The sequence below is a fragment of the Photorhabdus cinerea genome (assembly GCF_011189575.1).
GTDB classification, from domain to species: Bacteria; Pseudomonadota; Gammaproteobacteria; order Enterobacterales; family Enterobacteriaceae; genus Photorhabdus; species Photorhabdus cinerea.
Genome location: NZ_PUJW01000006.1, coordinates 133,796 through 156,620 on the forward strand (window position 1 = coordinate 133,796; position 22,825 = coordinate 156,620).

Consider the following 22,825-nt stretch of genomic DNA (forward strand, 5'->3'; position numbering starts at 1 on the left):
CATCATTAAACAAAGCTACCGCACTAGGTTGTTGGCTCCCAGAACGCCTGTAATATTCGGTAATCTTATCTATTGCATTGATTTCCCAATACTTTTGTCTGTCCTAACAAAAAGTAATGGGGGATAAGATTTTGTAACTCGTTGGGGGGAGACTAAACTGTAAATTCTGTCGGGTCAAGCTTAACAAGCCACTTGTTTAACTAATTGGTAGAATAAGGTTAGTTAAGATCTGTATTACCGCTCATGAAGTGGTAGCCAGATTCGTTAATAACGTACTATGATGTCTTACTTTTCAACGAGTTTTATTATACTCCTTTCGTTTCGTAGGGAGTATTTCAGCGTTACATTCGTTTTTTTAGATTGGTAACTTTCTTCTTGATATCCATCCGATAACAAAGAATTGTTATTGCTGAAAAAAATTGTTATTTCTAATTCTGCAATCCGTAATCTTTGGAGGTATCGGTGAATCTATCAGTGATTGTTATCTAAATGTTAGAAAATGGGGGAGAGATTGATGTAGGTTATGTTATTGATAGCCAGTAAAGTTTAGTGGTTTTCTTTAATCGTATTATTAAAATGAACTTAAACTTGTTGTGAATAGAATCGCATTCATTTAAGTGTCAGAATCAATTTTTTGATATTAAGTGGATTTACGGCAGTTAGGAATGAACCGGCAGAGACTCCTACGCATAGGAGTAATAGTTTTATAGAGATAGGCTCATCTACCAGCAAATAAGCAAAGATCACTGCCCAGATAGCATAGGTGATATTTAAACTCATAGCACGGATGGGTTGAAGCATGCAGATTGCTTTGTAGTAGAAGAGGTATGATAGGGTGGCTACCAGAGAAGTGAAAAATAATAGGGAGTATAATTCTATGTTTGAAAAGATATGTATGACTCCAGGAAAAGAGCGGACTAATAATATGATGATAATTAAATAACCCACTGAGGATGATAATTGCCTGATAAAATAAGCAATATCAGCAGGTATGTCTTTATTCATCCCATAAGAGCTGATAACAACTTCGGAACTCCAGCCTAGTGCACATATAAAGGCGAAAAGAAAACCTATCCAGCCAGATATTGTCTGAGTTGATGCTGAATAACCGAGTATCATTGTACATACAACGGCTAGTATTAATCCCAATATACCGATAAGGTGAATGCGATCTTTAAGTAGGAAAAAAGAAATGAGCGCGCCAATAGCAGGGTAAGTGGCCGAGATAGTTGCTGTGTAGCTAATGCCAATGTATTGAATCGCTAAAATATAACAAGACATGCCAATTGGGCCACCAAATATAGCTGCCAATACAATTATTCCATTTTTTTTGTTCTTGGGGATAAGGCGTATCGCGCGGTATTTTCCTTTAACTAAAAGATATATAAACATATATCCGCATGAAATCATATCATTCAGGAAAGCGAGTACGATGGGAATGAAGAAACAACAGGAAAGTGCGGTGTTTTTTAGTAATAATGCGAAAAGCACGCCGCTTAGCCCCCAGAAGACACCAGAGGAGAGTCCATAGGCATTGGCTGTTATTTTACTATTAGTGAATATAGCCATTTGAGTACTGTTTCATAAATTTATAGACTCATGCCAAGAGGGGCTGGCCCCATAATTTCCAGATGTTTAACCATTTTCCTTTATTGAGGGAGGAACTGAAGGAAGTATAATGCATATGATATATCTGATAATAAGGTTTTTGTTGGCTTGTTATTTTTATTTTCTGAATTATATGATTTTTAATTGCTCATGTGTTAAAAGTTTCATAGGATTATTGTTTATCCAGAAGGCTAATTTCAGCAATATGAATTTCAGCCAGCTTCATGATATGAATGTATTTATAGATATTATTTTAAAAGGTCATAAATATAATCTTTAGGGTGAAAATCAATAGGTGCATTAATAAGAGTTTTCCTGATATTCTCAAAATCATAACTTTCGCAAGATATTCTTAGATCATTTAATAGTGGGTTTAATTTGTCCCAAGTCAGAAAAACTTCATTAGCTGTCATTATTCTTGGGTGATTAGTGCCAGAAACATTATCACCAATTAATAGTTCTTCGTAAAGTTTTTCACAGGGTCTTAATCCGGTAATTTTAATTTCGATATCACCATGAGGGTTGGTTTCATCTTTAACTGTCAGTCCGGAAAGGTTGATCATTTTCCTGGCAAGATCATAAATTTTTACTGATTCCCCCATATCCAGAACAAAAACATCACCATTATTGCCCAGTGCGCCTGCCTGGATAACTAACTGGGCGGCTTCTGGGATCGTCATGAAGTAACGGGTAATATCTTTGTGGGTGAGGGTTATTGGTCCGCCACTTTTTATTTGTTTTTCGAAGAGAGGGACAACAGAGCCGGATGAGCCAAGAACGTTGCCAAAACGAACCATTGAGAATTTTGTGTGACTGTTTTCTTTGGCAAAAGCTTGTAGTATCAGTTCGGCAAATCTTTTTGTTGCCCCCATGGTATTGGTAGGGCGGACAGCTTTATCTGTAGAGATTAATACGAATTTATCAACTTTTTGATTAACTGCTGCTTTGGCAAGTGAAAGTGTACCAAAGATATTATTGTTCACCCCCTCTATGGTATTCATTTCTACCAGAGGAACGTGTTTATATGCCGCAGCATGGTATATCGTATTAATGTTAAATTTATTTATTATTTTATTAATCTTATCTGAATCTTTTATATCACCTAAAATTGGAATAATAGTTATATTTAAATCGCTTTCTGAATTTATCTTTTGTAACTCTTTTTCTATTGAGTAAAGGCAGTATTCGGTTAACTCAAATAATATCAACTGAGTGGGAGATTGAGTGATGATTTGTCTGCATAACTCTGATCCGATTGAGCCACCGGCGCCTGTAACAAGAATATTTTTGTTTTTAATATTTTTACTGAGCAAATTTTGTAATGGGGCCACTTGCTCTCTGCCGAGTAGATCGTTAATAGAAACGCGTTTGAGTGAGTTTATCTGGGCTTTTCCTTCAACCAGATCATTGAAGCTTGGGATGGTGAGTATTTCACAATGCTCTTTTTGTAGTTTATCAAGTATTTTCTTTCTATTGGATATTGACGCACTAGGTATTGCTAATAATATTTTCTTTATATTATGTTTTTCTACTAAGAGTGTTATTTTCTCTGGAGAAAAGACATAAACCCCATGAATAAATAAATTGTGTAGTTTAGGGTTGTCATCAATAAAAGCAATTGGGTTGAATTCTCTATGCTCTCTTAATATAGGCAAAAGTTGCCGACCAGATTCTCCTGCCCCGTATATGATAACAGGAACACCTTTATATTTTAATAGATTACGCAGTGTTCTATATAAAAATCGGGTGCCGCAGAGTGATATTACCAGAAAAGAGAAGTAAATAATCGGTACGGTTCTGGGCAAAAATGCCTGTTGATATAAGGAGAATGCTGTTAATAATAGCGCAGATGAAAATGAGCCAACGATAGCCCATTTTAATATACTCATATTAACGTATTTTATGATAGATCTATAGAAACCAATTCTTAAGAAAATAAATAGTGTACAAGGTATTGTAAATATAATAACTAGCCAATGTTGTAAACTATAGATTGGCACTTCTCTATCAAGCCGTAGCCACATACTTAACCAGTATGAATTACTGATCATAAGTATATCTACTGCCAGAAGAGTGATGGTCTTTATTAATCTGTCTTGACTAAATATTATTTTTTTGTTCATGATTTTCAATTATCTAAAAACTACTTTATAAATTGTTTTAAAAATAATTTTCAGGTCATAGAAAAGTGACCTGTTATTAATATAGTCTAAGTAGTATTTGGCTTTTATAGGCATAATAATATCAATATAGGCTTGATGAGGATCTTTATATTGACTTAATATCTGATTTTCATCGATCATTTCTATAGAAGCCAAATCTGTTATTCCGGGTTTTACCGATAATATTTTGTGTCTGATATCATCTGGATATTTTTCCATAAACTGTGGGACTTCTGGCCTTGGGCCGACTAAACTCATTTTTCCCTGTATAACATCAATGAGTTGCGCTAATTCATCCAGTTTATATTTGCGTATAAATCTCCCAGAGTTGGTAACACGCAGATCATGACCGATAGTGAGTTGGCCTTTTTGCTCTGACCCGATAGTCATGCTCCTAAATTTGTGAATATAGAAATTTTGATTATATTGGCCTACCCGTTTTTGTCGGAAGAAAATAGATCCTTTTGAGTCTATTTTTATCCAAATAGCTATCACAATTAAAATTGGAGAAAGGATAATTAATCCAATTGAAGATGATGTTAAATCAAAAATTCTTTTTATAATTGAATACGTTATTTTCATTTATTTAAGAATCTCTTTAATTGTGTTAATAACGTAAATCTGATCTCCTTTTGTCATTTTTGTATATAAGGGAATCGATACAATCTTTTTAAAGTTTTCTTCTGCTATAGGAAAATCATTTTTGTCTAGAAAATAGGTATCTTTCCATATTGGCTGTTTATGTAATGGAATAAAATGGACAGAACAGCCTATATTTTTCTCTGCCATTTTTATGATGAAGTCATCTCTGGATATTTTGACTTCATCATTTAGTCTAATGGTGTATAGGTGCCAGGCATGTTGACTATTCGGTTCTTTAGGTTTGGTGGGTAAAGTAATGGGTAGATCTTTTAACTCATCATCGTAGAATCTGGCCATTTCTTCTCTTTTCTTTTGAAAAGCATCTATTTTCTGTAATTGATGTATACCGATGGCTGCACAGATATCTGGCATATTATATTTATAACCCGGTTCAATCACCTCATAATACCAGGCCGGCGTTTTAGATTGGTATCTATCAAAAGCATCTTTACTGATACCGTGAAGACGCATGATTTTTGTTCTTTTTATAATGTCTGGATTTCTGGAGACTAATATGCCCCCTTCCGCTGTTGTCATGGTCTTATTGGCGTAGAAGCTGAATACCGTCACATCTGTGTTGAGTGTGCCAATTTTCTTTCCCTTATATAAAGTCGGGAATGAATGGGCGGCATCTTCAATGATTCTTAGATTACATTCTTTTGCAATGGCAATGATTTCATCCATATCACAGGATAAACCGGCAAAATGTACAGGCATAATCGCTTTGGTTTTAGCGGTGATTGCTTTTTTTATTGCGACTGGATCAATATTCAGGCTGTCAGGTAAAGAATCAACGAAAATAGGATGAGCACCCAGATAACGGACGACTTCTGCTGTTGCCGTAAAGGTATAAGTCGGTACGATAACTTCATCACCGGGCTGAATACCAATGGCTTCCAACGCTAAATGTAATCCAGCCGTTGCTGAATTTACCGCAATGGCTTCAACATCAGAATCTAAATATTGTGCAAAATCTTGTTCAAATTTTCTGGTTTTAGGTCCGGTAGTTATCCAACCTGTTTTAAGTGAGTCAATGACTTCATCAATTTCAGGTTGTCCAATTTCAGGTAATGCAAAAGGAAGGAATTTATTATTCATGATTTTTTATTGCCTTTATGAAATTGTCTGCTAATACGGAATAAGCGTGATTTTCTAAAGCGTAAATTTTACCTCTTTGCCCCATTTTGTTTAATTCGTTAGTTGATAATTCACTGAGCTTTAGTAAGTTCTGTGCAATATCTTCTGGTTTGCCTGATTTAATTGTAATACCGCAATTCGCTTCAGAAACGGGATCATTACCTGCATCAATTGCACATAAAATGGGTTTGCCTGCCATCATATAATCAATCAGTTTATTTGGGCTGATGCCAAATCTGAATAATGATTGCTTTTGTAGTCCGATATAGGCAATGTCAATTTTATTTAATAATTTGGGTATTTGCGTTTTAGGAATCGGATCAAAGAATATCACGTTATTTATTCCCAGTGATTCAGATTCTTCAATTAAATTATCTTTTTCAAGGCCAGTGCCGACCAATAAGAAAGTAATGGGTTTATCATGAAGCAATGAGGCTGTTTGGAGTAATTTTTCTAGCGCATTTGGCCGTCCATGAGCACCGCTATAACATACAATTTTATGCCCTTTATTTTTTTCAGCTGTGATTAACATTTCAAGTAAGCTGTTTAATGGCGTGAGTTGATTCGCCCAATCATCGACAACCACCCCATTAGGAATAATATGTAATTTATTAAGGTCTAACCCATGAGCTTGCATATGCTCTTTTACGTTTGGGAGCATAGAAATTACAATATCGGCATGTTTGTAAGCCGCGTTTTCAGCGAGTTGACATAATTGGATAAATGGATGTTTAGGTGACATTCCACCTAATTCTATAGGTGAAAGGGGCCATAAATCATGCAGTTCAAAAACTAATTTAGCATGAGCTTTTTGAGCAATACGTTTTGCCACCCATATATCCATAGGATATGTACTTGAAGCGATAACAATGTCAGGCCGATATTTTTTGATTAAGTTATTACTGTCGAACCAAATTTGCCGTAAAAAAGAGAAGATGTTTTTGACTCTGGCTAATCCATTTCCGTTATAGCCAGGGGTTGGATACCAGACAAATTCTAATCCGTTAAGATTTTCAGTGGTTTTTTTATTATTGATTAGTTTGGGTTGTGTTGTCCGGGCATGAGAATAAGAGGCTGCGAGTATGGTAATTTTATGTCCCGATTTTATCCATTCTTGACCTAAATGGTATGGACGAAATTCCATACCTAGATCCGGCGAACCCGCATAATGGTTTATATAGATTATATTCATAGTAGTTTTTCTAATTCGTCAGCAATTCTTGTCGCAGCGATACCGCCGCCATACATGGATTGGACAGAACCGATATCAATACTCGTCATGTCATGCACTGATTGGATTATTTTTTTATTTTCAGCTTCTGAAAGTTTGTTCACGCCGGCTTCAATTAGTTCGACCCATTCAGTTTGATCCCTGACGGTTACACATGGTTTTCTGAAGAAGAAAGCCTCTTTTTGTAGTCCGCCGCTGTCTGTAATAATCAGAGCGGTGTTTTTGAGTAGCCAGATCATTTCTAAATATCCCACTGGCTCAATTAAATGAACATCTAAATGCAGGTTGTATTGCTCTAATATTTTTTTAGTTCTTGGGTGAATTGGCATTAAAACAGTAGCAATTCTTTTATGTATATCATTCAATGCATTGACTATTTCAGTTAAACGCTGTGGATTGTCGGTGTTTTCAGCGCGATGGAGGGTTGTTAAGATAAAATGTTGGATAGAATCCAGACCATCAGGTTTTCTTGCCATCTGGCTAAAATATAAAGCGGCATCTTCCATCACATCACCGACTTTCTTTATAGTCACTGGCTTCGAGCTAAAGCCTTCTATTTGTAGATTATTGACAGCGGTGTCTGTTGGACAGAAAAGAATTGAACTCACATTATCTGTTAATATCCTATTTATCTCTTCTGGCATTTTCATGTTAAAACTACGCAAACCGGCTTCAACATGAATAACTGGAATATGTAATTTAGATGCGGCTAATGCACCCGCTAAAGTTGAGTTAGTATCACCATATACCATGACTGCATCGGGCTTTTCTGTGATAAGTACCTTTTCAACCTCGATTAGCATTTTACCGGTCATTTCACCATGAGAGCCGCCATGAATATTGAGCGTATAATCAGGTTTGGGAATGGCTAATTCATTAAAAAATATATCAGACATATTAGTATCAAAATGTTGGCCTGTATGAATGATAATTTCTTTAAATTTATTATGATTTTTTAAAGCGCGGGATACGGGACTTGCTTTAATAAATTGTGGTCTGGCGCCTAATACGGTAATGATTTTTTTCATATCGATTAACGTCCAATTTGTTGATAAAATTTGTTAAGTTTATTTTGTTCAATATCCCAATTGTATTTTTCATTTACTGCCAGAAGCCCATTGTTACCCATTTCTTCCGCTATATCAGCGTTATTTGATAAGTAATCTATCGCATCCGCTATTTCCTTCGGGTTTAATGGGTCGATGCAAATGCCACAATGGTTTCTTACAACAATATCTTTCCATAATGTGAAATTTGAAGCGATGACAGGGATGCCGGCACTCATATATTCGAATATTTTATTGGGTTGGGCATCTATATGATTGGGAAGTGGGTGATATAGCACAATACCCGCAATAGATTTAGATAAAAGTTCTTTGGTTTCTCCTCGATTTAAAAATCCCAGTTCATCTATTTTATGCCAATTTTTCATGCTTTTTATTTTATTCTCTAAACCTTTGTCAGAAAAATTTCCCGCTAATTTCATTGTTGTATTCGTCGTGAGGTGAGAGATGGAGTCGACCATCTCTGCTATACCTCTAATGTCGGAAATGCCTCCGACATAGCAGACTTGTTTTTCTTTTTCATGCCAGTTGGCGTTCTTATTATGTAATTCACCTAATATGGGGTAATTATTAATGTCTATGGTGTTTTTATTGAGTTTTAAGAATTTATTTCTTATTGATGGGGTAGCCGTAATAATTCCATCAAATTTCGCAGCAGCATATTTTTCGTAGAGGGTAAATAATTTAGAGATAATAATTTTGTTAAATTTATTTAAATAAGGTTTACTAAAAATCTGTTTAGGGACATCTTCATGAGCATCAAAAATGACTAGTTTACCTTTCTTTTTGAGTTTTAATCCGATAGGGATGAGTTCTGGATCATGGAAATGATATAAATCAGCGTCTAATTCTAATGCTTTTTTATAAACTTTATCGGTTGTTTTAAAGATTCTATTTAATCGACCTGTTAATATACCGACATCAATGATAGTAATGTTATTCTTTACTTCATTACCTTTACCATCTGCAACAATAAGGGAGACTTCATGTTCTTTTTGTAAGGCAGAACATTCTTTTAGGAAAATACGAATGTCGAAACGCGAATGTACTGAGGTCATATGTGTGATTTTCATAAGGGTATTTTGTTAGTTTTTGTAGGGAATAAAAATAATAGTATGCTTAATGCTAGCAGCCCATATGTTAGTAACAGTGCTGTAATCGCTGAATTTGATATCGTATATACGAAGGGCAAATATAATGTGGTTGAAAACTCAAATGGAACTTTTTTTGAACTCAGGTTCATGGCGAAGATTAATAGATTAAATATAAAAAAATTTATTAATAAACCAAATGTACCATATCGGGCGATACCGTCTCCGATAAAGCCGGTATTAGCCGATCCTGATGTGCCATAATATATTTGAGAAATTATTTGAGGAGCTTCTCTCGTAAATTCACTATTATTGTTGTAGATATAATCATAAAAGTAATAGGTATTTAATGTTGGTGTGAAGAATACTCTACGGAGCCAATGTATAAGTGGATCGTAAAAATCGAAAATAAAATATAATATCCCGGCGGTAAGGAATAAATAGAGAATGATATTTATCACTGAGTTACTTATCGATCTTGTTCCTTTTATATAGAAGAATAGAATAATAACGGCGAGGTTCATGAATGCTATACTTTTTAATCCAGAAGAGCTATAGATTAAATAGGAAATAGCAAAACTTATTGCAATGAGGATATATTTAATAGAGCCTCTTATATAGAGTGAAGCGAGTAATAACAATGGTGAGATAACATATCCCCCATTTGTAATGATGTACATGGTGAGTAGTGGTGTATTTGCTTTAAAGTGTTCTCTTACAGCATAAACGCTAAATATATTTGGCGGTATTATACTGAATCCGGGATTACTAATAACGAATAACAGCACAAGAATACCACATCCTATTATAATTATTTTATATAAATCCCATGGAATTTTCAGTTTCGGCATCGTTACTCTATCTATTATCCGAAAAAACAATATAGATAAGAAGAATAATATGTTTATTGTGAGTATAAAAATTGTTGAGTTGAGGGATGCTGAATTAATTAATGGGAATATAACTGATACGGGTATAATGTAAGTTATATATATTAACCATAGAAAAACCATGACTGGATTTTTTTTGTTATTGAGCAAAATGAGAGGTAAGAAAGATATCCAACAGAGAAAAATGCTCAAGTAACCTTGTGGGGCAATATTATAGCCTCTTACCTCATGGAATGTGTCTAATATAAGCATCGAATTCAGGTAGATAATAATCTGATATATAAATATTTTCAGAGTTATTTTAATTTTATTTTGCATTTTTTCTGATAAGGAAATAAATAGATGATAATACTAAGATAGATAGGAAGTACATTGTAATAAATTGATAATATGCCCAACTAATAGGTCCGTGTTTTATGTAATAATAGCCAATGTTAGCGGTGGATTTACTCCAATTATGATATAAATCCATTATCTCTTTATTTTTAAAATTTTGATTTCTTTCTATCAGATCTTTTAGGAGTAGGGTATGTATTCTATGATATTTGATATTACTTGGATTGCCAATTAAATCATAGCTGGACCATTCATTTCTTATGTCGAACTTAAATATATTATTACTGATCGATTGATATAAACTTTCGGATACCCTTTTACTTTCATCTATATTTAGATGATTTTCGAAGGACTCAATGCCATAAGTGGAGTAAATCATTCCGTTTAATACAAAAGCCAATTGGTCTGAATTAGCCTGAGGATCAACATATTCTTCAATCCAGGGCATATTATTTAATGTTGTTAAACTGCCGCCTTTATGAATAGGTGTTAGTGATGATTGGTATAGTAGTTTCGAGGTTGACAGATATTTATCATCACCAAAATGGTCATAAGCCCTTAATAGGAGAATAATAGCATATGCGTCTGTTAGTCCAGACCACCAGGGGGCAGAGAGTTTGTTGTTTTTATATCCTTTATATGGCCAATCAAAATCATATAAATAGTGATTTTCACCATGAAATAACTTTGTATTGTTTAATAACCAATCCGCTGAAAATTTAAAATTAGAAATTAATTGGTCTTTATTGAATTTAGGTGGTGGTACATTCCATCCAGGTAAGGATGAATCCGTCCTCCATAATATATTGATGTTGTCTTTATTTAGGGCTAAAGAAGAGTATATCATTCCATAGTGAACAACATAAAATGGAGATAAAAATGGCTCAGGAATATGGGGTGAATGTGATAAGGGAAAACCATAGCTATTAAATTCACGTTGAGAAAATTTCCCTTTCATGACCAAGCTTCTTACACTACCATTGAATTCATCTATTTCATAAGCATATTTATTGAATGTATAGCTCACAATCATCACGATAATGATGTAGGGAATTATTTTTATTATGTTTTTATTTCTCTTCATTTTAACCTTCTTTATACATGAAAGATAATTTTAGAATATAAGCAGTACTCATCAGATAGAGAACAAAACTTGTGAGTGAAAATAATAAAAGGGCTAAATAGATATCTCCTAGCATATATCCGACTAAGAGGGCTATAAATCTTAATATGATAGATGTTGTTTGAATGAATAAATTGCTTTTTTGATGTTCAAAAATAGATAAATATATTGATAAAGATGAATATATTATTTGCCCGCATAAATGAGGTATTAAACATAATAGATATTTACCTGATTCATACCATTCTTCACCAAAAATAAAGGTTATGGCGGGTATGCCCGCGAAGTATGTCACTATAGCAAATAAAAGAGAAATTAGCGTTAGAAAATAAAATGTTTTTTTTATCTTTAAAAAAGGTGCTGTAGCCGGGTCTTTTAAATATCCTTGTAATATAGACGAAACGGTTTGGCTTAGTAGTATAATTGGGGCACCTGATATTCTGGATGCGATTAAATAAAATCCGGCTGATTTTAGCCCATATGTGGACATGATAAATAATGGAGGTAGTTCATTACTAAATGTATTAATTGAGGCCGCAGGGAAATCATAAACTGGAAATTTATAATATTTCTTAGCCAGTAGTTTTATTTTTTTGAATTCTTTTCTGTTTGTAATAAAACGATATTGAGATTTTTTACCTAAAAATAGAACACCTAACGATTGACCTAATATCTGACCTAAGATAAGACTGCTTGCGCCTAAACTAGCGATACCCCCAATGATTTGAACGCTAATCATAACAATCGTTTGAGTTATTCTAGTGATAGAGAATTCACGATATTGCCTTTTTCTTATACTATTGAAACTGACGGCTCGATAAAATCCATAAGTTATAATACCCAGCGGGATATAGTATATATAGTTTCCTATAGCTATTTTTTCTGATGGATTGTATATTGCAAAGACAGTGATGACTATCAAGCTAATGGTTATTGGAATGAGACAAGATAATGTGATTAATGAATTAATCTCACGATTTTTTTCTGATGAACTTATCGAAAATTCATAACGAAGACAGGCACCTACTGCAAAAACACTTAAAAGTGATGAAAATGAAGCGTAAATGCCTAATTCTTCAGGTGAGAATAATCTTGTTAATACAGGTGTTGATAGTAATAATAATATCTGGCTGATTAATGATGAGAGTAATAAGCCAGATATATTCCTCAATAGTTTATGGTTCATAGATTTCAAATTGAACCGGTAATTTTATTAATTAAATCTATGGATAAATAAGGATGCATCGGTAAGCTAATCACTTCCTGGGCGATTTCATCACCCACAGGCAGAGTGATATTACTGGCCACCGCAGGTTGTTTATTCAAGGGAATAGGATAATGAATTGCGGTTGGGATGCCTTGTTCTTTTAATTTGCGCTGTAATTCGTCCCGGTTTTTAACCCGGATAGTATATTGCGCATAGGCGGAGAGATTGTGTGGCTCAATATATGGCGTGGTCATGATGCCAATGTTATTCAATGCCTGATTGTAGTTTGTGGCAACTGTCTGACGTAATGCCATTTCTTCATCAAATATGTCCAGTTTCGGTAGCAGAATGGCCGCTTGCAGGGTATCTAAACGGCTATTCACTCCGACTCTGACATGGTGGTATCGCCTGTCTTGCCCATGGCGGGCAATTTGACGAATAATTTTCGCCAGCTCTTCATCGTGGGTGAAAATAGCCCCGCCATCACCGTAACACCCCAAGGGTTTACTGGGGAAGAAACTGGTACAAGAAATTGTGGTCAGGTTACAGGAGCGTTTTCCTTTATATGTTGCACCGAAACTTTGGGCTGCATCTTCTATGACGGTCAGGTTATGTTTTGCTGCAATGGCATTAATTTCGTCAAAATCGGCACATTGTCCATACAAGGAGACCGGAATAATTGCCTTGGTTTTGGAGGTAATCGCGGCTTCGAGTAAAGCCGGGTCTAAGTTGTACGTGGTGGGTTTGACATCCACATAGACCGGTATGCCGCCCAGCAGTGCGACGGTTTCAGCGGTGGCAATGTAGGTAAATCCGGGGGTAATGACCTCGTCACCCGGTTTGATGCCAATCGCCATTAAGGCAATTTGTAACGCATCGGTACCATTCGCGCAGGTAATACAATATGGCGCCCCGGTGTATGCAATCAGCTTTTCTTCTAATTCGGCCACTTCCGGCCCTAAAATATACTTGCCGTGGGTGAGGACTTTTTGGATATTCGCGTCAATGTTATCTTTAATTCTGCGTTGTTGAGCAGCCAGATCGGTAAATTGCATTCTTTTATCCTTGCTTATTTAATTCGCACGACGGTCTGGTTATTGAGCTGATAAATATGGTGAGTGTGTGGACAAATGGTGGTGGCTTGTCCATGTAGCGGTAAATCGAGTTGTTCACCAAATTCACTCATCCAGCCAATCTGTTTGGCCGGTACACCCACCATCAGGGCATAATCGGGGACATCTTTATTAACAACCGCGCCGGCACCAATAAAGGCATAAGCGCCAATGGTGGTGCCACAAATAATGGTGCAGTTGGCGCCTAAGGTGGCGCCTTTTTTTACCCACGTGTTTTGATATTCACTTTTTCTTTCAATCAATGAGCGGGGATTATAGACATTGGTGAACACCATGCTGGGGCCACAGAATACTCCGTCTTCTAGATGAACGTTGTCATAAACAGAGACGTTATTTTGTATTTTGCAGTGATTGCCGAGGGTGACTTGATTACCAATAAAGACATTTTGTCCTAAAGAACAGCCTTCGCCAATTTGAGCGCCAGAACAGACATGGGTGAAATGCCAGATACGGCTGTTTTTCCCGATTTGTGCGCCTTCATCAACGATGGCACTGGGATGTATCATTACGTGTTCGGCTGACATGAAACCTTTTCCATGGATTTAATAGGTTAAAGGTAAAGAGAGGGTTTTATTATCTCTGGCGGATAAATAGGCCGCGATAAGCAGCTCTAAGGATTTTAAGCCTTCCCGGCCATCCGTGATGGGGTGGGCTTCCCCTCTCATCACATCAATGACATTTTTATAATAGAGGGGATGTCCAAATCCATAAACGGACGTAGTTTCATAGTTCGCGGTTTTGACGTGTTGGTCATACTCTTGTTCGTCAGCGAAATGCCATTCCTGGATTTCATTGACGGCCAAACCGCCCACCCGGACGGTGCCTTTTTCCCCGAGAATGGTGATGGAGCCTTCGAGATTCTGCGGATAAGTACACATAGTGACGGCCATCGAGCCTAAGGTGCCATCCCGCCAGCGGATATTGAGTACCCCGGTATCTTCCGTTTCGATATCCAGGTGGGTAGACGTCATGGCCTGAACATCTTTCACCGGGCCGATTAACCATTCAATTAAGTCAACATAGTGGCTGGCCTGATTCATGAAGGCCCCCCCATCAAATTCCCAGGTGCCCCGCCAAGCTGCCTGGTCATAATAGGCTTGGGGGCGGGTCCAGAAAACATTGAGGTGTACCAGATGGATTTTGCCAAAACGTTTTTCACTGACCGCCCGTTTCAGTAATTGCAGGGTGGCATTGAGGCGATTTTGTTTGACCACAAAAAGGCGTTTGCTGGCTTTATCGGCGGCTTTAACCATATTTTCACCATCCGCCAGCCGGGTGGCCATCGGTTTTTCGGTGACGACATGAAAGCCTTTATCGAAGCAGGCTATTGCCTGCTCTGGATGGAGGCCGGATGGGGTGGTCAGGATAATGATATCGGCGATGATAGTCTCCAGCATCGTGTTTAAGTCGATGAACCCCGGGACGCCGGTTTTTTCTACCGCTGCGTTTAATGCGTCTTGATCGTTATCACAGACGGCGACTAATTCGGCCTTTTCTTGATGGATTTCCAGCGCATTGAAATGATTTTTAGCGATCCGCCCACACCCTACTAAAGCAAATCTTATCTTTTTTTCGTTGATAGTGATCAGCATAATCTTATCCTAAGTTAAGCTTTGGTAATGTTTCTTTGGTTGGGAGAGTATTTGCCACGAGTATCGACGACTAATTTGGCGTTATTGATAATTAATTCATAATTAAATTTATCGTGATCGGTGGCTAAAATAACGCAGTCGAAGGTTTGGAGATTATTTTCCGTGATGGGCTGACTAATTAAATTAAAATGATGTTCCCGCATTTTAGGAAAGACCGGGACGTGCGGATCTGAATATTCGATATTTGCCCCTAATTCCTGCAGTTTTTCCATAATATGTACCGACGGGCTTTCTCGCATATCATCCACATTCTTTTTATAGGCGATGCCGAGGATTAATATACGGCTGCCATTAATGGATTTATTCGCCTTGTTGAGGGCTAATACGGTTTTATTGACCACATAATCGGGCATGGATGAATTGACTTCACCGGAGAGTTCAATAAAGCGGGTATTGATACCATATTCTCGGGCTTTCCAGGTTAAATAGAAGGGGTCAATCGGAATACAGTGACCGCCTAATCCCGGGCCGGGGTAATAAGGGACAAAGCCGAAGGGTTTGGTGGCTGCGGCGCGAATAACTTCGTGGATATCAATCCCCATTTTATCGGTAACGAGTTTCATTTCGTTGACTAAGCCGATATTGACTGCCCGGTGTATATTCTCAAGCAGTTTCGTCATCTCGGCGGCTTTCGTTGAACTGACCGGGACAACCTGGTCAATGGCGGGTTGATAAACGGCGATACCGGCTTTTAAGCAGTTTTCCGTGTGGCCGCCAATGACTTTAGGGATAGTTCGGGTCTCGAAATCAGGATTACCGGGGTCTTCCCGTTCGGGTGAATAGACCAGGAAGATATCTTCACCGACGGTTAACCCGCTTTCTTCGACCCGGGGTAATAACTCTTCTTCAGTGGTGCCCGGATAAGTGGTGCTTTCTAAGGAGAGGAGTTGCCCGGCTCTTAAATACGGTTTTACCCGGTCGGTGGTGTTAATGACAAAGCTGATATCGGGTTCGCGGTATTTATTCAACGGCGTTGGGACACAAAGAATAATGGTATCGCATGCAGCGATTTTAGTGAAATCCGTCGTGGCTTCGAAACCGGTATTTATTGCTTTGCTGATTTTGGATGAGGGAATATGTTCGATATAACTTTGGCCTTGATTTAATTTATCTGTTTTTTCTTTATCAATATCAAAACCAATGACTTTAAAACCGATATCGTTATATCGAAGCATTAAAGGTAAGCCAACATAACCCAGGCCAACAATGGCAATAATGGCGGTTTTATTATCAAGTTTCTCGGTGAGAATGTTGAGTGAGGACATATTTTGCCTTTTAAAATGATGATTTAAAAATGAAATCATGAAAATAAGTCACATTTGGTTTTTAATAGAATGCTATCTATTTTCATAAGTTTTATTTGGCAAGTGAAACTTTAACAAACTATTTTAAATAGGTTTTATAAGATATATTATTGGAATAATAAATAATGTAATAACAAAGCTACCGCACTAGGTTATTGGCTCCCAGAATTCCGTGGAATTTTATAATGTTATCTACTATTTTGATTTTTAAATGCTTTTGCCTGCTATAATGGAAAAGCAATAAAATATAAGGGTTTTTAATGAATAACGAAGGAGGTTAAACCGTCATACTCTCCGGGTCAAGCATAATAAAAATTTATTTATTTAATTATTTTGTACAATTAGGCCGGTGGAAATCTGTATCACCGGCCATGAAGTGGTAGCCAAATAACCAAGCGTAAGCCGCCTAGTGGGCTGTCTTCAGCACGTACCCAGCCACGATGCTGGCTGACTGCGGTTTCTACAATGGCTAAACCAAGGCCGGTGCCGCCAGATTCTCGGTCGCGGGCTTCGTCTGTGCGGTAGAAAGGACGGAATATATGTTCGCGGTCTTCTGGGTTGACGCCAGGGCCGTCATCGTCAACGGTGATGGTGATCCCTTGATTATCGGCGTGGAAACCCACGGCAATGTGGTGATGAGAGTAGCGTAAGGCATTGCGTACGATATTTTCAAAAGCACTGCCAAGCGCTGATGGGTTGCAGTAAATTGTCCAGGGACCTGGTGGTGAGGTTGTCTCGAGGATTTTATCCATTTGTTCAGCTTCAAAGCTGGCGTTATCAAGAATATCGTTCCATAAATCTGTCATTTTGATATTTTCTCTCAGCAGCTCATTTTTATGCTGGCTGCGGGAGAGCACTAACAGATCGTTAATCATGCTGTCTAGTCGTTGGGCTTCTGTCTCAATTCTTTCTAGTTCTTTACTTTCACCATGACGGCGGCGAAGTAATGCTGTTGCAAGTTGTAGGCGGGTGAGGGGCGTGCGTAGTTCATGGGAGATGTCGGAGATGAGTCGTTGCTGTGCGGTGACCATGCGCTCCAATACACTGATCATCTGATTGAAGCTGTTACCTGCGGCCAGAAACTCTTGTGGGCCAGCTTCCAATTCTGGATGTTGGCGTAGATTGCCTTTAGCAACATCGTCTGCGGCATTTTTTAATTTACGGGCAGGTTTAGCCAAACTCCATGCCAGCCATAATAGGAGTGGTGCACTGATTAGCATGGTGGCAATTAATAGCAATAGTGGTCGGTCAAACATCAGGTTAATAAAGTCTGACTGTGGGCTGTTTGCTGGGCGAACTAAGTAGAGTTGGTAATGATCTTCTCCGTCCCGGATAGAAAATGGCCCTAACATCTCAGAACGGCCATATTTTTTCTTTTTAGGGTGATCTGCATTATCTGATTGTCCGATAAAATTGCGGACCACTTGCATTTCACTTCTCTGGGCACCAATAACCCGTCCTTCACTGGTGACTAATATCAGGCGTTGCCCTGGTGGCGCCCATTTTTCAATTGCGCGAAATAAACGGCGCCACCAGAGTAAATCATTCGCTGGGTCTTGCGCTAATTCTGCTTCGATATGTTGTTCCAGCATAACTCCTTGCCGATATTCATTTTCCAGCAGAGAGGTCAATTGCCTGGAATCCAGTTTCGGTACCATCAATACCAGCATCAGGACTAACGCGAGAGTAAACCAGAAAATGGCGAAGATGCGTGCCGTTAAGCTGTTTATCATGTTGCAGAAACCATTAAATAGCCCCGGCCACGTAAAGTTTTAAACCAGAGCTGACCATCTTCCCGTTCAGGTAATTTACGGCGCAGGTTAGAGATATGCATATCAATTGCCCGGTCAAATGGGGTCAGCCGTTTACCTAATACTTCCTGGCTTAGATGTTCGCGGGAAACAACTTGCCCCAAATGTTGAGCTAATAAATAGAGCAATGTGAATTCAGTACCTGTTAAATCTAATATTTGATTAGCGAAGCTGGCTTCCTGGCGGCCAGGGTTTAATTGTAGATTATCGACCAGAAGCGTGGGTGGGCCGTTGTCTGTCTGTTGTTGTTCACTCCAATTTGAGCGGCGAAGAATAGCGCGTATACGGGCCACGAGTTCACGATCATTAAATGGTTTGGCAAGATAGTCATCAGCGCCTAATTCCAGTCCCAGAACGCGATCCAAATCGCTTCCGCGTGCTGTCAGCATAATTACCGGGGTTTGGTGATGTAGCCGAAGTTCTTTTAATGTTGAAATACCATTCTTACGCGGCATCATAATGTCGAGTAGTAGTAAATCAATCGAGTCGTCAAGGAATTTTAATGCTTGTTCTCCGTCATGAGCGATAACAACGTTAAATCCTTCCATTTCAAGTAATTCTTTTAATAGTGATGTCAGCTCTCGGTCATCATCAACTAATAGGATTTTATGCATCGATTACTTCCTCCAGGAACAAAAATACGATAACAAACTTTGCTATTCCACGACTTTACGTTCTTTTACAAGCTCTGACGCTAGTTTGCAGCCGCACAGGTATAGTTGTCTACATTGAATCGAATAGCATCGTTCGGGGAAACGAGGAGTTGTTTAAATGCGTAACATAGCAGCGTTGGTTTTGGCGTCAATGTTTGTTGTTATCTCGACAGCGTCTTTAGCTGAAACAGCAAATACAACTCACGCTGCTACAATACCCGATATTTGTGCGTCATGTGGTTATAAGAATACCGAAGGTCATCATTATCGTAATAATGAAACCAGTGACAATGATCATATGTTTAATGGTATCACTTTAACTGAGCAGCAGCGCCAGCAAATGCGTGATTTGATGGCGCAAAAACATCAGCAGCACTCATTGATGTTGATTAATCGCGCAGAACGTGAAGAGATGCGTAAGTTAGTAACGGCGAAGGATTTTGATGAAGCGGCAGTAAAGGCTCAAGCTGAAAAGATGGCCAGATATAATGTTGAACGTCAGGTGGAAATGGCCCGTATCCATCATCAGATGTATCAACTGTTGACTCCTGAGCAGCAAGCACAATTGGAGCAACACCACCGGCAGCATATGTCTCAGTTACCGAACTGATTTTGTAGTATCCATAGCAGTAAGTTAGTAGTAAACGAAAATTTTTCCTTGCCATAGACACCATCCCTGTCTTTCAGGCCCTTTTTAGGGCCTTTTTTTTCAGTCACTTACAACGCATTTCTTTGTAAAACAACAACATAAAAAAGTATAAAGGGGTTAGAAAGTATACGAAAGTTTTTGAGTGTGGACGTTCGGTGGACGCTCGCCACACTCTCTAGCTTTATTCTACTTCTATCCCACCCTTAAGAGGGTTTAATGTAATGGCATGTTGCAGATAGTCCGGGGCAAGGTGTGCATAGACCATTGTTTGGATTATGCTGGCGTGCCCTAATATCTGTTGTAATGCAATTATATTCCCTCCATTCATCATGAAGTGGCTGGCAAAAGTGTGTCTGAGGACATGAGTTGCTTGCCCTTTAGGTAAGTCGGGCTTTACTACATGTAAGATCTTGCAGAAATTTATGTAGTCAACATTGAACAGCTTGCCCATTTTCTTTTTGCCGCGAATTTCTTTCTCTAATTTGTCAGAAATGGGAACGATGCGTTGATCTCCATTTTTGGTATTTAGAAAAATTACACGGCCTTTTGATACCTGTTGAGCCGCCAGACTTTCCGCTTCCCCCCAGCGAGCGCCAGTGCTAAGGCAAAGTAAAGCCAGCTTTTTTTCCTCTTTATTTAGAGAATTAAGCAGTAGTTCTATCTCTGGTGTTGTGAGATAGGTCATAGCAACATTTTTCTCGCTTAATGGTTCTAATCCTTGTAGAGGATTTGTGCCGGTAAATTCCTCAATTTTTATTAAGGTCGAGAACATACCGGATAGTCTGTACATATCTCGATTTACAGTTTTCGCGCTTATTCCATCAGCCAGCCGTTTTCCCCGATGTTCCATGATGACTCTCTTTGTGAGGTGACCTATTGTGGGGTTGTTAAGCTGCCTCATTGTTTTGGTGAGATGTCGCTTCTCTATTGCTCCATTGTCTGTGTTTTGTCCGTAATATAGCCACCAAATATTGATGAAATCACTCAGTTGTGTCTTATCATTCGTGGTGGATGGTTCACTATTGCTAGCCTGTGTGAGCGTGTAACGTTCAAAGGCAACTGCTTCACTTTTTCTATTAAATTTCCTACGGAGTCTTGTTCCTGTGCTGCCGTAGGGTCTTACATCCACTTCGTAGCGTCCATCATTGAGCTTCTTAATTGCCATAAGTAAGCCCTTCGATGAAACTGACAGATTGTGACCACAACTCGTCAGCATACGCATAACCAATATCTAGCCAATTTTCTGGTTTGAGTGGAATGAGGTTTCGTTCTCTGGCCCATTGTGCGCGATAGCCGGCGAGACTTGACCAGCTTCCGGTGCTGTAGTGTCAGTCATTAGCCACAGCGTATATTTTTTGAACTTAGGGTGTTGAGTTAATTTAGAAAGTGTGTTCCAGCCGGGTTCGTTATGTCCTCCCTCTAATTTTTTTAATGTGCTAAGGGGGAGCTGCATGATTTCACAGAATTGTGATTGACTCAGGTTCTCTGCATTACGCATGGCCTTTATTTTTTCTCCTATGTTCATTGACTTAGTTCCGAGTATTGATCTAGTATTCGCTTGGTGGTGTAAAAGTCGGAACCATCAAGCACGAGCAAAACACCTTGTAAACAGAGTTAGAACGGGTTTAAAGGTGTTTGATCTAACGAGGTTAACAAATGAGTGAAGAAGCGTACAAGGTTGAATATCCAGTTGATGCCGTACCGTATCCAAAATTTGCGGCTTTGATCGGTAAAAAAGAAGCGGCTGTTCAAGAAATGGTAAAGCAGAACAAGTTGCCACTTATTGAATGGCGTGATCCGAGTAAACCAAAAGCTAGGGTAGGGGAGAAGTGGATTTATGTTCCTGAGTTTAATCGTGCTATGCGCGAGGCATTCTACAACCGGCCAAAAGAACAGCGTGACGCTTGGCTATTGTGGATTGGGCTATAAGGTGCGTGTTATGACTCAGATCCCAACACCAGAGGAATACAAAAAGGGGCGGGTAAAATTTGGAAAATTACTTATTCAGCCTTTACGCAAGAACGCCGTAGTTCAGATTACTCAATATCAGGTCAGTGATGGCGAATACTCTTATGGTCAATTCGATTCAAAAGAGCAGGCTATCAGTTTTGCAAGGCAGCTTTACGGGAGAGAAATCAATGAATGAATTAATGAAAATTCCGCATAAATATAAATTAACTGGCGATGATTTCAAAAAGACGAATCATTACAAATATTTCATGATTTCGGTAATTGGTTTGGCAACTGTGATATTAACCCCGTTATTAGTTTTTATTTACAGGTGATGAAATGGCAAATACAGAACCGTGCCGTGCTGTTGTCTTAACACTGGATGAGAAAATCGATGGTCTCAATAAAGCCTCTGAGGCGCGTAATCGGTATTTTTGTGATGATAAAGAAAATAATAACAAATTGGCCGATTTCATGGAAACTATGCGTGATCGCACAAATAACCGCGTTAGAAATAATGAACGGGTTTTGCATTTAATTTTTCACTTGGCAGGTTTTGATAAAGAGCGTTATCACGTCAAGTTTAAGGAATTAACAATAGAGGAACAGCGTTCATTAATATTGGCAATTAATCAACTTCGGGCAGTGGCGTCTATATTGCCAGATAAATTGGCATTGCCAAAGCCAACCCAGTATTAATTTAAAGCATAATTTAAGAAATTAATGCGTAAATTCGCAGGGGTTTTTATTGCCTAAAAATAGGAGATAAAAAATGAATATAGAGCAATTAATTAAAAGAAACAGAGAAGACGAACGCAAGATATTAGCCGAACGTTCTTCTTCACGTCTGTTAAAAATCGCGGCGCATATTGTGGCAAAGAAATTGGATTACGCCGCGTCATCTGCATTGTTGAACAGTGAAGCCGAGAAAATAGAACACGAAGCACGGGAGCTGGAGAGTGTCTAGGGAAATCGACCGTGCTTGCCAACATGCTGAGAAAACGCTAGAGCGCAGAATATCAGAGCATGTAAACCGCTCCGTCGGTGTCTCTGCGTTTGAATGTGAAGAGTGCGACCAACCTATCCCCGTGGAACACCGGATGAGTATCGCCGGAGTCATCCGCTGCGTCGCATGTCAGGAAGTTTTTGAACTGAAACAGAAGCATTATCGGAGTATATGAA

24 protein-coding genes are annotated in these 22,825 nt (G+C 38.4%); 6 read left to right on the forward strand and 18 right to left on the reverse strand.

Features of this window, described 5'->3' with window-relative positions; translation table 11 throughout:
• Window positions 1-609: 609 nt before the first annotated feature.
• The 16 genes from C5469_RS07625 to cpxR form a co-directional block, all read right to left on the reverse strand.
• Window positions 610-1,569, reverse strand: coding sequence for a DMT family transporter (locus C5469_RS07625; RefSeq protein ID WP_166304545.1), 960 nt, complete (start codon window positions 1,567-1,569; stop codon window positions 610-612).
• Between the two features lie 287 nt (window positions 1,570-1,856).
• The gene (locus tag C5469_RS07630; RefSeq protein ID WP_166304548.1) at window positions 1,857-3,731 is read right to left on the reverse strand and encodes a polysaccharide biosynthesis protein; all 1,875 of its coding nucleotides are present in this window, start codon (window positions 3,729-3,731) and stop codon (window positions 1,857-1,859) included.
• A gap of 9 nt (window positions 3,732-3,740) precedes the next feature.
• Complete coding sequence (locus tag C5469_RS07635) at window positions 3,741-4,352, reverse strand: sugar transferase (RefSeq protein ID WP_207628826.1); 612 nt, start codon at window positions 4,350-4,352, stop codon at window positions 3,741-3,743.
• A complete protein-coding gene (locus tag C5469_RS07640) occupies window positions 4,353-5,510 on the reverse strand; it encodes a DegT/DnrJ/EryC1/StrS family aminotransferase (protein WP_166304551.1) in 1,158 nt (385 codons plus the stop codon).
• Window positions 5,503-6,693 (reverse strand): glycosyltransferase family 4 protein, encoded by a 1,191-nt coding sequence (locus tag C5469_RS07645; protein WP_242689412.1) that lies wholly within the window; start codon window positions 6,691-6,693, stop codon window positions 5,503-5,505. Before C5469_RS07645 ends, C5469_RS07640 begins: the two co-directional genes overlap by 8 nt.
• Before the next feature lie 44 nt (window positions 6,694-6,737).
• On the reverse strand, window positions 6,738-7,808 hold the full coding sequence (wecB, locus tag C5469_RS07650; protein WP_166304557.1) for a non-hydrolyzing UDP-N-acetylglucosamine 2-epimerase: 1,071 nt from the start codon (window positions 7,806-7,808) through the stop codon (window positions 6,738-6,740).
• Between the two features lie 5 nt (window positions 7,809-7,813).
• The gene (locus tag C5469_RS07655; RefSeq protein WP_242689413.1) at window positions 7,814-8,902 is read right to left on the reverse strand and encodes a glycosyltransferase; all 1,089 of its coding nucleotides are present in this window, start codon (window positions 8,900-8,902) and stop codon (window positions 7,814-7,816) included.
• Window positions 8,903-8,913: 11 nt separating this feature from the next.
• Window positions 8,914-9,786 carry a hypothetical protein gene (locus C5469_RS07660; protein WP_242689414.1) on the reverse strand — a complete coding sequence of 291 codons (873 nt, stop codon included), beginning with the start codon at window positions 9,784-9,786 and terminating at the stop codon, window positions 8,914-8,916.
• A 346-nt stretch (window positions 9,787-10,132) separates the two neighbouring features.
• Window positions 10,133-11,245: a D-glucuronyl C5-epimerase family protein gene (locus tag C5469_RS07665; protein WP_166304566.1), complete on the reverse strand. Its 1,113-nt coding sequence runs from the start codon at window positions 11,243-11,245 to the stop codon at window positions 10,133-10,135.
• Window position 11,246: 1 nt separating this feature from the next.
• Window positions 11,247-12,470, reverse strand: a complete 1,224-nt coding sequence (locus tag C5469_RS07670) for a lipopolysaccharide biosynthesis protein (RefSeq protein ID WP_166304569.1) — start codon at window positions 12,468-12,470, stop codon at window positions 11,247-11,249.
• A gap of 5 nt (window positions 12,471-12,475) precedes the next feature.
• Entirely contained in the window at window positions 12,476-13,546 is a 1,071-nt protein-coding gene (locus C5469_RS07675; RefSeq protein WP_166304572.1) for a DegT/DnrJ/EryC1/StrS family aminotransferase, read from the reverse strand.
• A gap of 14 nt (window positions 13,547-13,560) precedes the next feature.
• Entirely contained in the window at window positions 13,561-14,148 is a 588-nt protein-coding gene (locus C5469_RS07680) for an acyltransferase (protein ID WP_166304575.1), read from the reverse strand.
• 18 nt (window positions 14,149-14,166) lie between these two features.
• A complete protein-coding gene (locus C5469_RS07685; RefSeq protein ID WP_166304577.1) occupies window positions 14,167-15,216 on the reverse strand; it encodes a Gfo/Idh/MocA family protein in 1,050 nt (349 codons plus the stop codon).
• A gap of 14 nt (window positions 15,217-15,230) precedes the next feature.
• Window positions 15,231-16,541, reverse strand: coding sequence for a nucleotide sugar dehydrogenase (locus C5469_RS07690; RefSeq protein WP_166304580.1), 1,311 nt, complete (start codon window positions 16,539-16,541; stop codon window positions 15,231-15,233).
• A gap of 401 nt (window positions 16,542-16,942) precedes the next feature.
• Entirely contained in the window at window positions 16,943-18,313 is a 1,371-nt protein-coding gene (gene cpxA / locus C5469_RS07695) for an envelope stress sensor histidine kinase CpxA (RefSeq protein WP_166304583.1), read from the reverse strand.
• Entirely contained in the window at window positions 18,310-19,005 is a 696-nt protein-coding gene (gene cpxR / locus C5469_RS07700) for an envelope stress response regulator transcription factor CpxR (protein ID WP_166304586.1), read from the reverse strand. The genes cpxA and cpxR overlap by 4 nt, the downstream gene beginning before the upstream one ends.
• Before the next feature lie 157 nt (window positions 19,006-19,162).
• Between cpxR and cpxP the strand changes: the two genes are divergently transcribed.
• Window positions 19,163-19,654, forward strand: coding sequence for a cell-envelope stress modulator CpxP (gene cpxP, locus C5469_RS07705; RefSeq protein ID WP_166304589.1), 492 nt, complete (start codon window positions 19,163-19,165; stop codon window positions 19,652-19,654).
• Between the two features lie 220 nt (window positions 19,655-19,874).
• Here cpxP and C5469_RS07710 read toward each other — a convergent pair whose 3' ends face one another.
• Together C5469_RS07710 and C5469_RS07715 are read right to left on the reverse strand one after the other, a co-directional pair.
• Complete coding sequence (locus C5469_RS07710) at window positions 19,875-20,858, reverse strand: phage integrase (RefSeq protein WP_166304592.1); 984 nt, start codon at window positions 20,856-20,858, stop codon at window positions 19,875-19,877.
• A gap of 66 nt (window positions 20,859-20,924) precedes the next feature.
• Window positions 20,925-21,218, reverse strand: a complete 294-nt coding sequence (locus C5469_RS07715; protein WP_023043964.1) for a helix-turn-helix domain-containing protein — start codon at window positions 21,216-21,218, stop codon at window positions 20,925-20,927.
• 131 nt (window positions 21,219-21,349) lie between these two features.
• Between C5469_RS07715 and C5469_RS07720 the strand changes: the two genes are divergently transcribed.
• The 5 genes from C5469_RS07720 to C5469_RS24220 all read left to right on the forward strand — a co-directional run bounded on the left by C5469_RS07720 (window position 21,350) and on the right by C5469_RS24220 (window position 22,824).
• Window positions 21,350-21,622, forward strand: a complete 273-nt coding sequence (locus C5469_RS07720; protein WP_023043965.1) for a Cox family DNA-binding protein — start codon at window positions 21,350-21,352, stop codon at window positions 21,620-21,622.
• Window positions 21,623-21,632: 10 nt separating this feature from the next.
• On the forward strand, window positions 21,633-21,839 hold the full coding sequence (locus C5469_RS07725) for a hypothetical protein (RefSeq protein ID WP_023043966.1): 207 nt from the start codon (window positions 21,633-21,635) through the stop codon (window positions 21,837-21,839).
• 143 nt (window positions 21,840-21,982) lie between these two features.
• Window positions 21,983-22,342, forward strand: a complete 360-nt coding sequence (locus C5469_RS07730) for a DUF5347 family protein (RefSeq protein WP_023043968.1) — start codon at window positions 21,983-21,985, stop codon at window positions 22,340-22,342.
• A gap of 73 nt (window positions 22,343-22,415) precedes the next feature.
• Window positions 22,416-22,610, forward strand: coding sequence for a DUF2732 family protein (locus tag C5469_RS07735; RefSeq protein ID WP_166304595.1), 195 nt, complete (start codon window positions 22,416-22,418; stop codon window positions 22,608-22,610).
• The gene (locus C5469_RS24220; RefSeq protein WP_166304597.1) at window positions 22,603-22,824 is read left to right on the forward strand and encodes a TraR/DksA C4-type zinc finger protein; all 222 of its coding nucleotides are present in this window, start codon (window positions 22,603-22,605) and stop codon (window positions 22,822-22,824) included. The genes C5469_RS07735 and C5469_RS24220 overlap by 8 nt, the downstream gene beginning before the upstream one ends.
• Window position 22,825 lies beyond the last annotated feature (1 nt).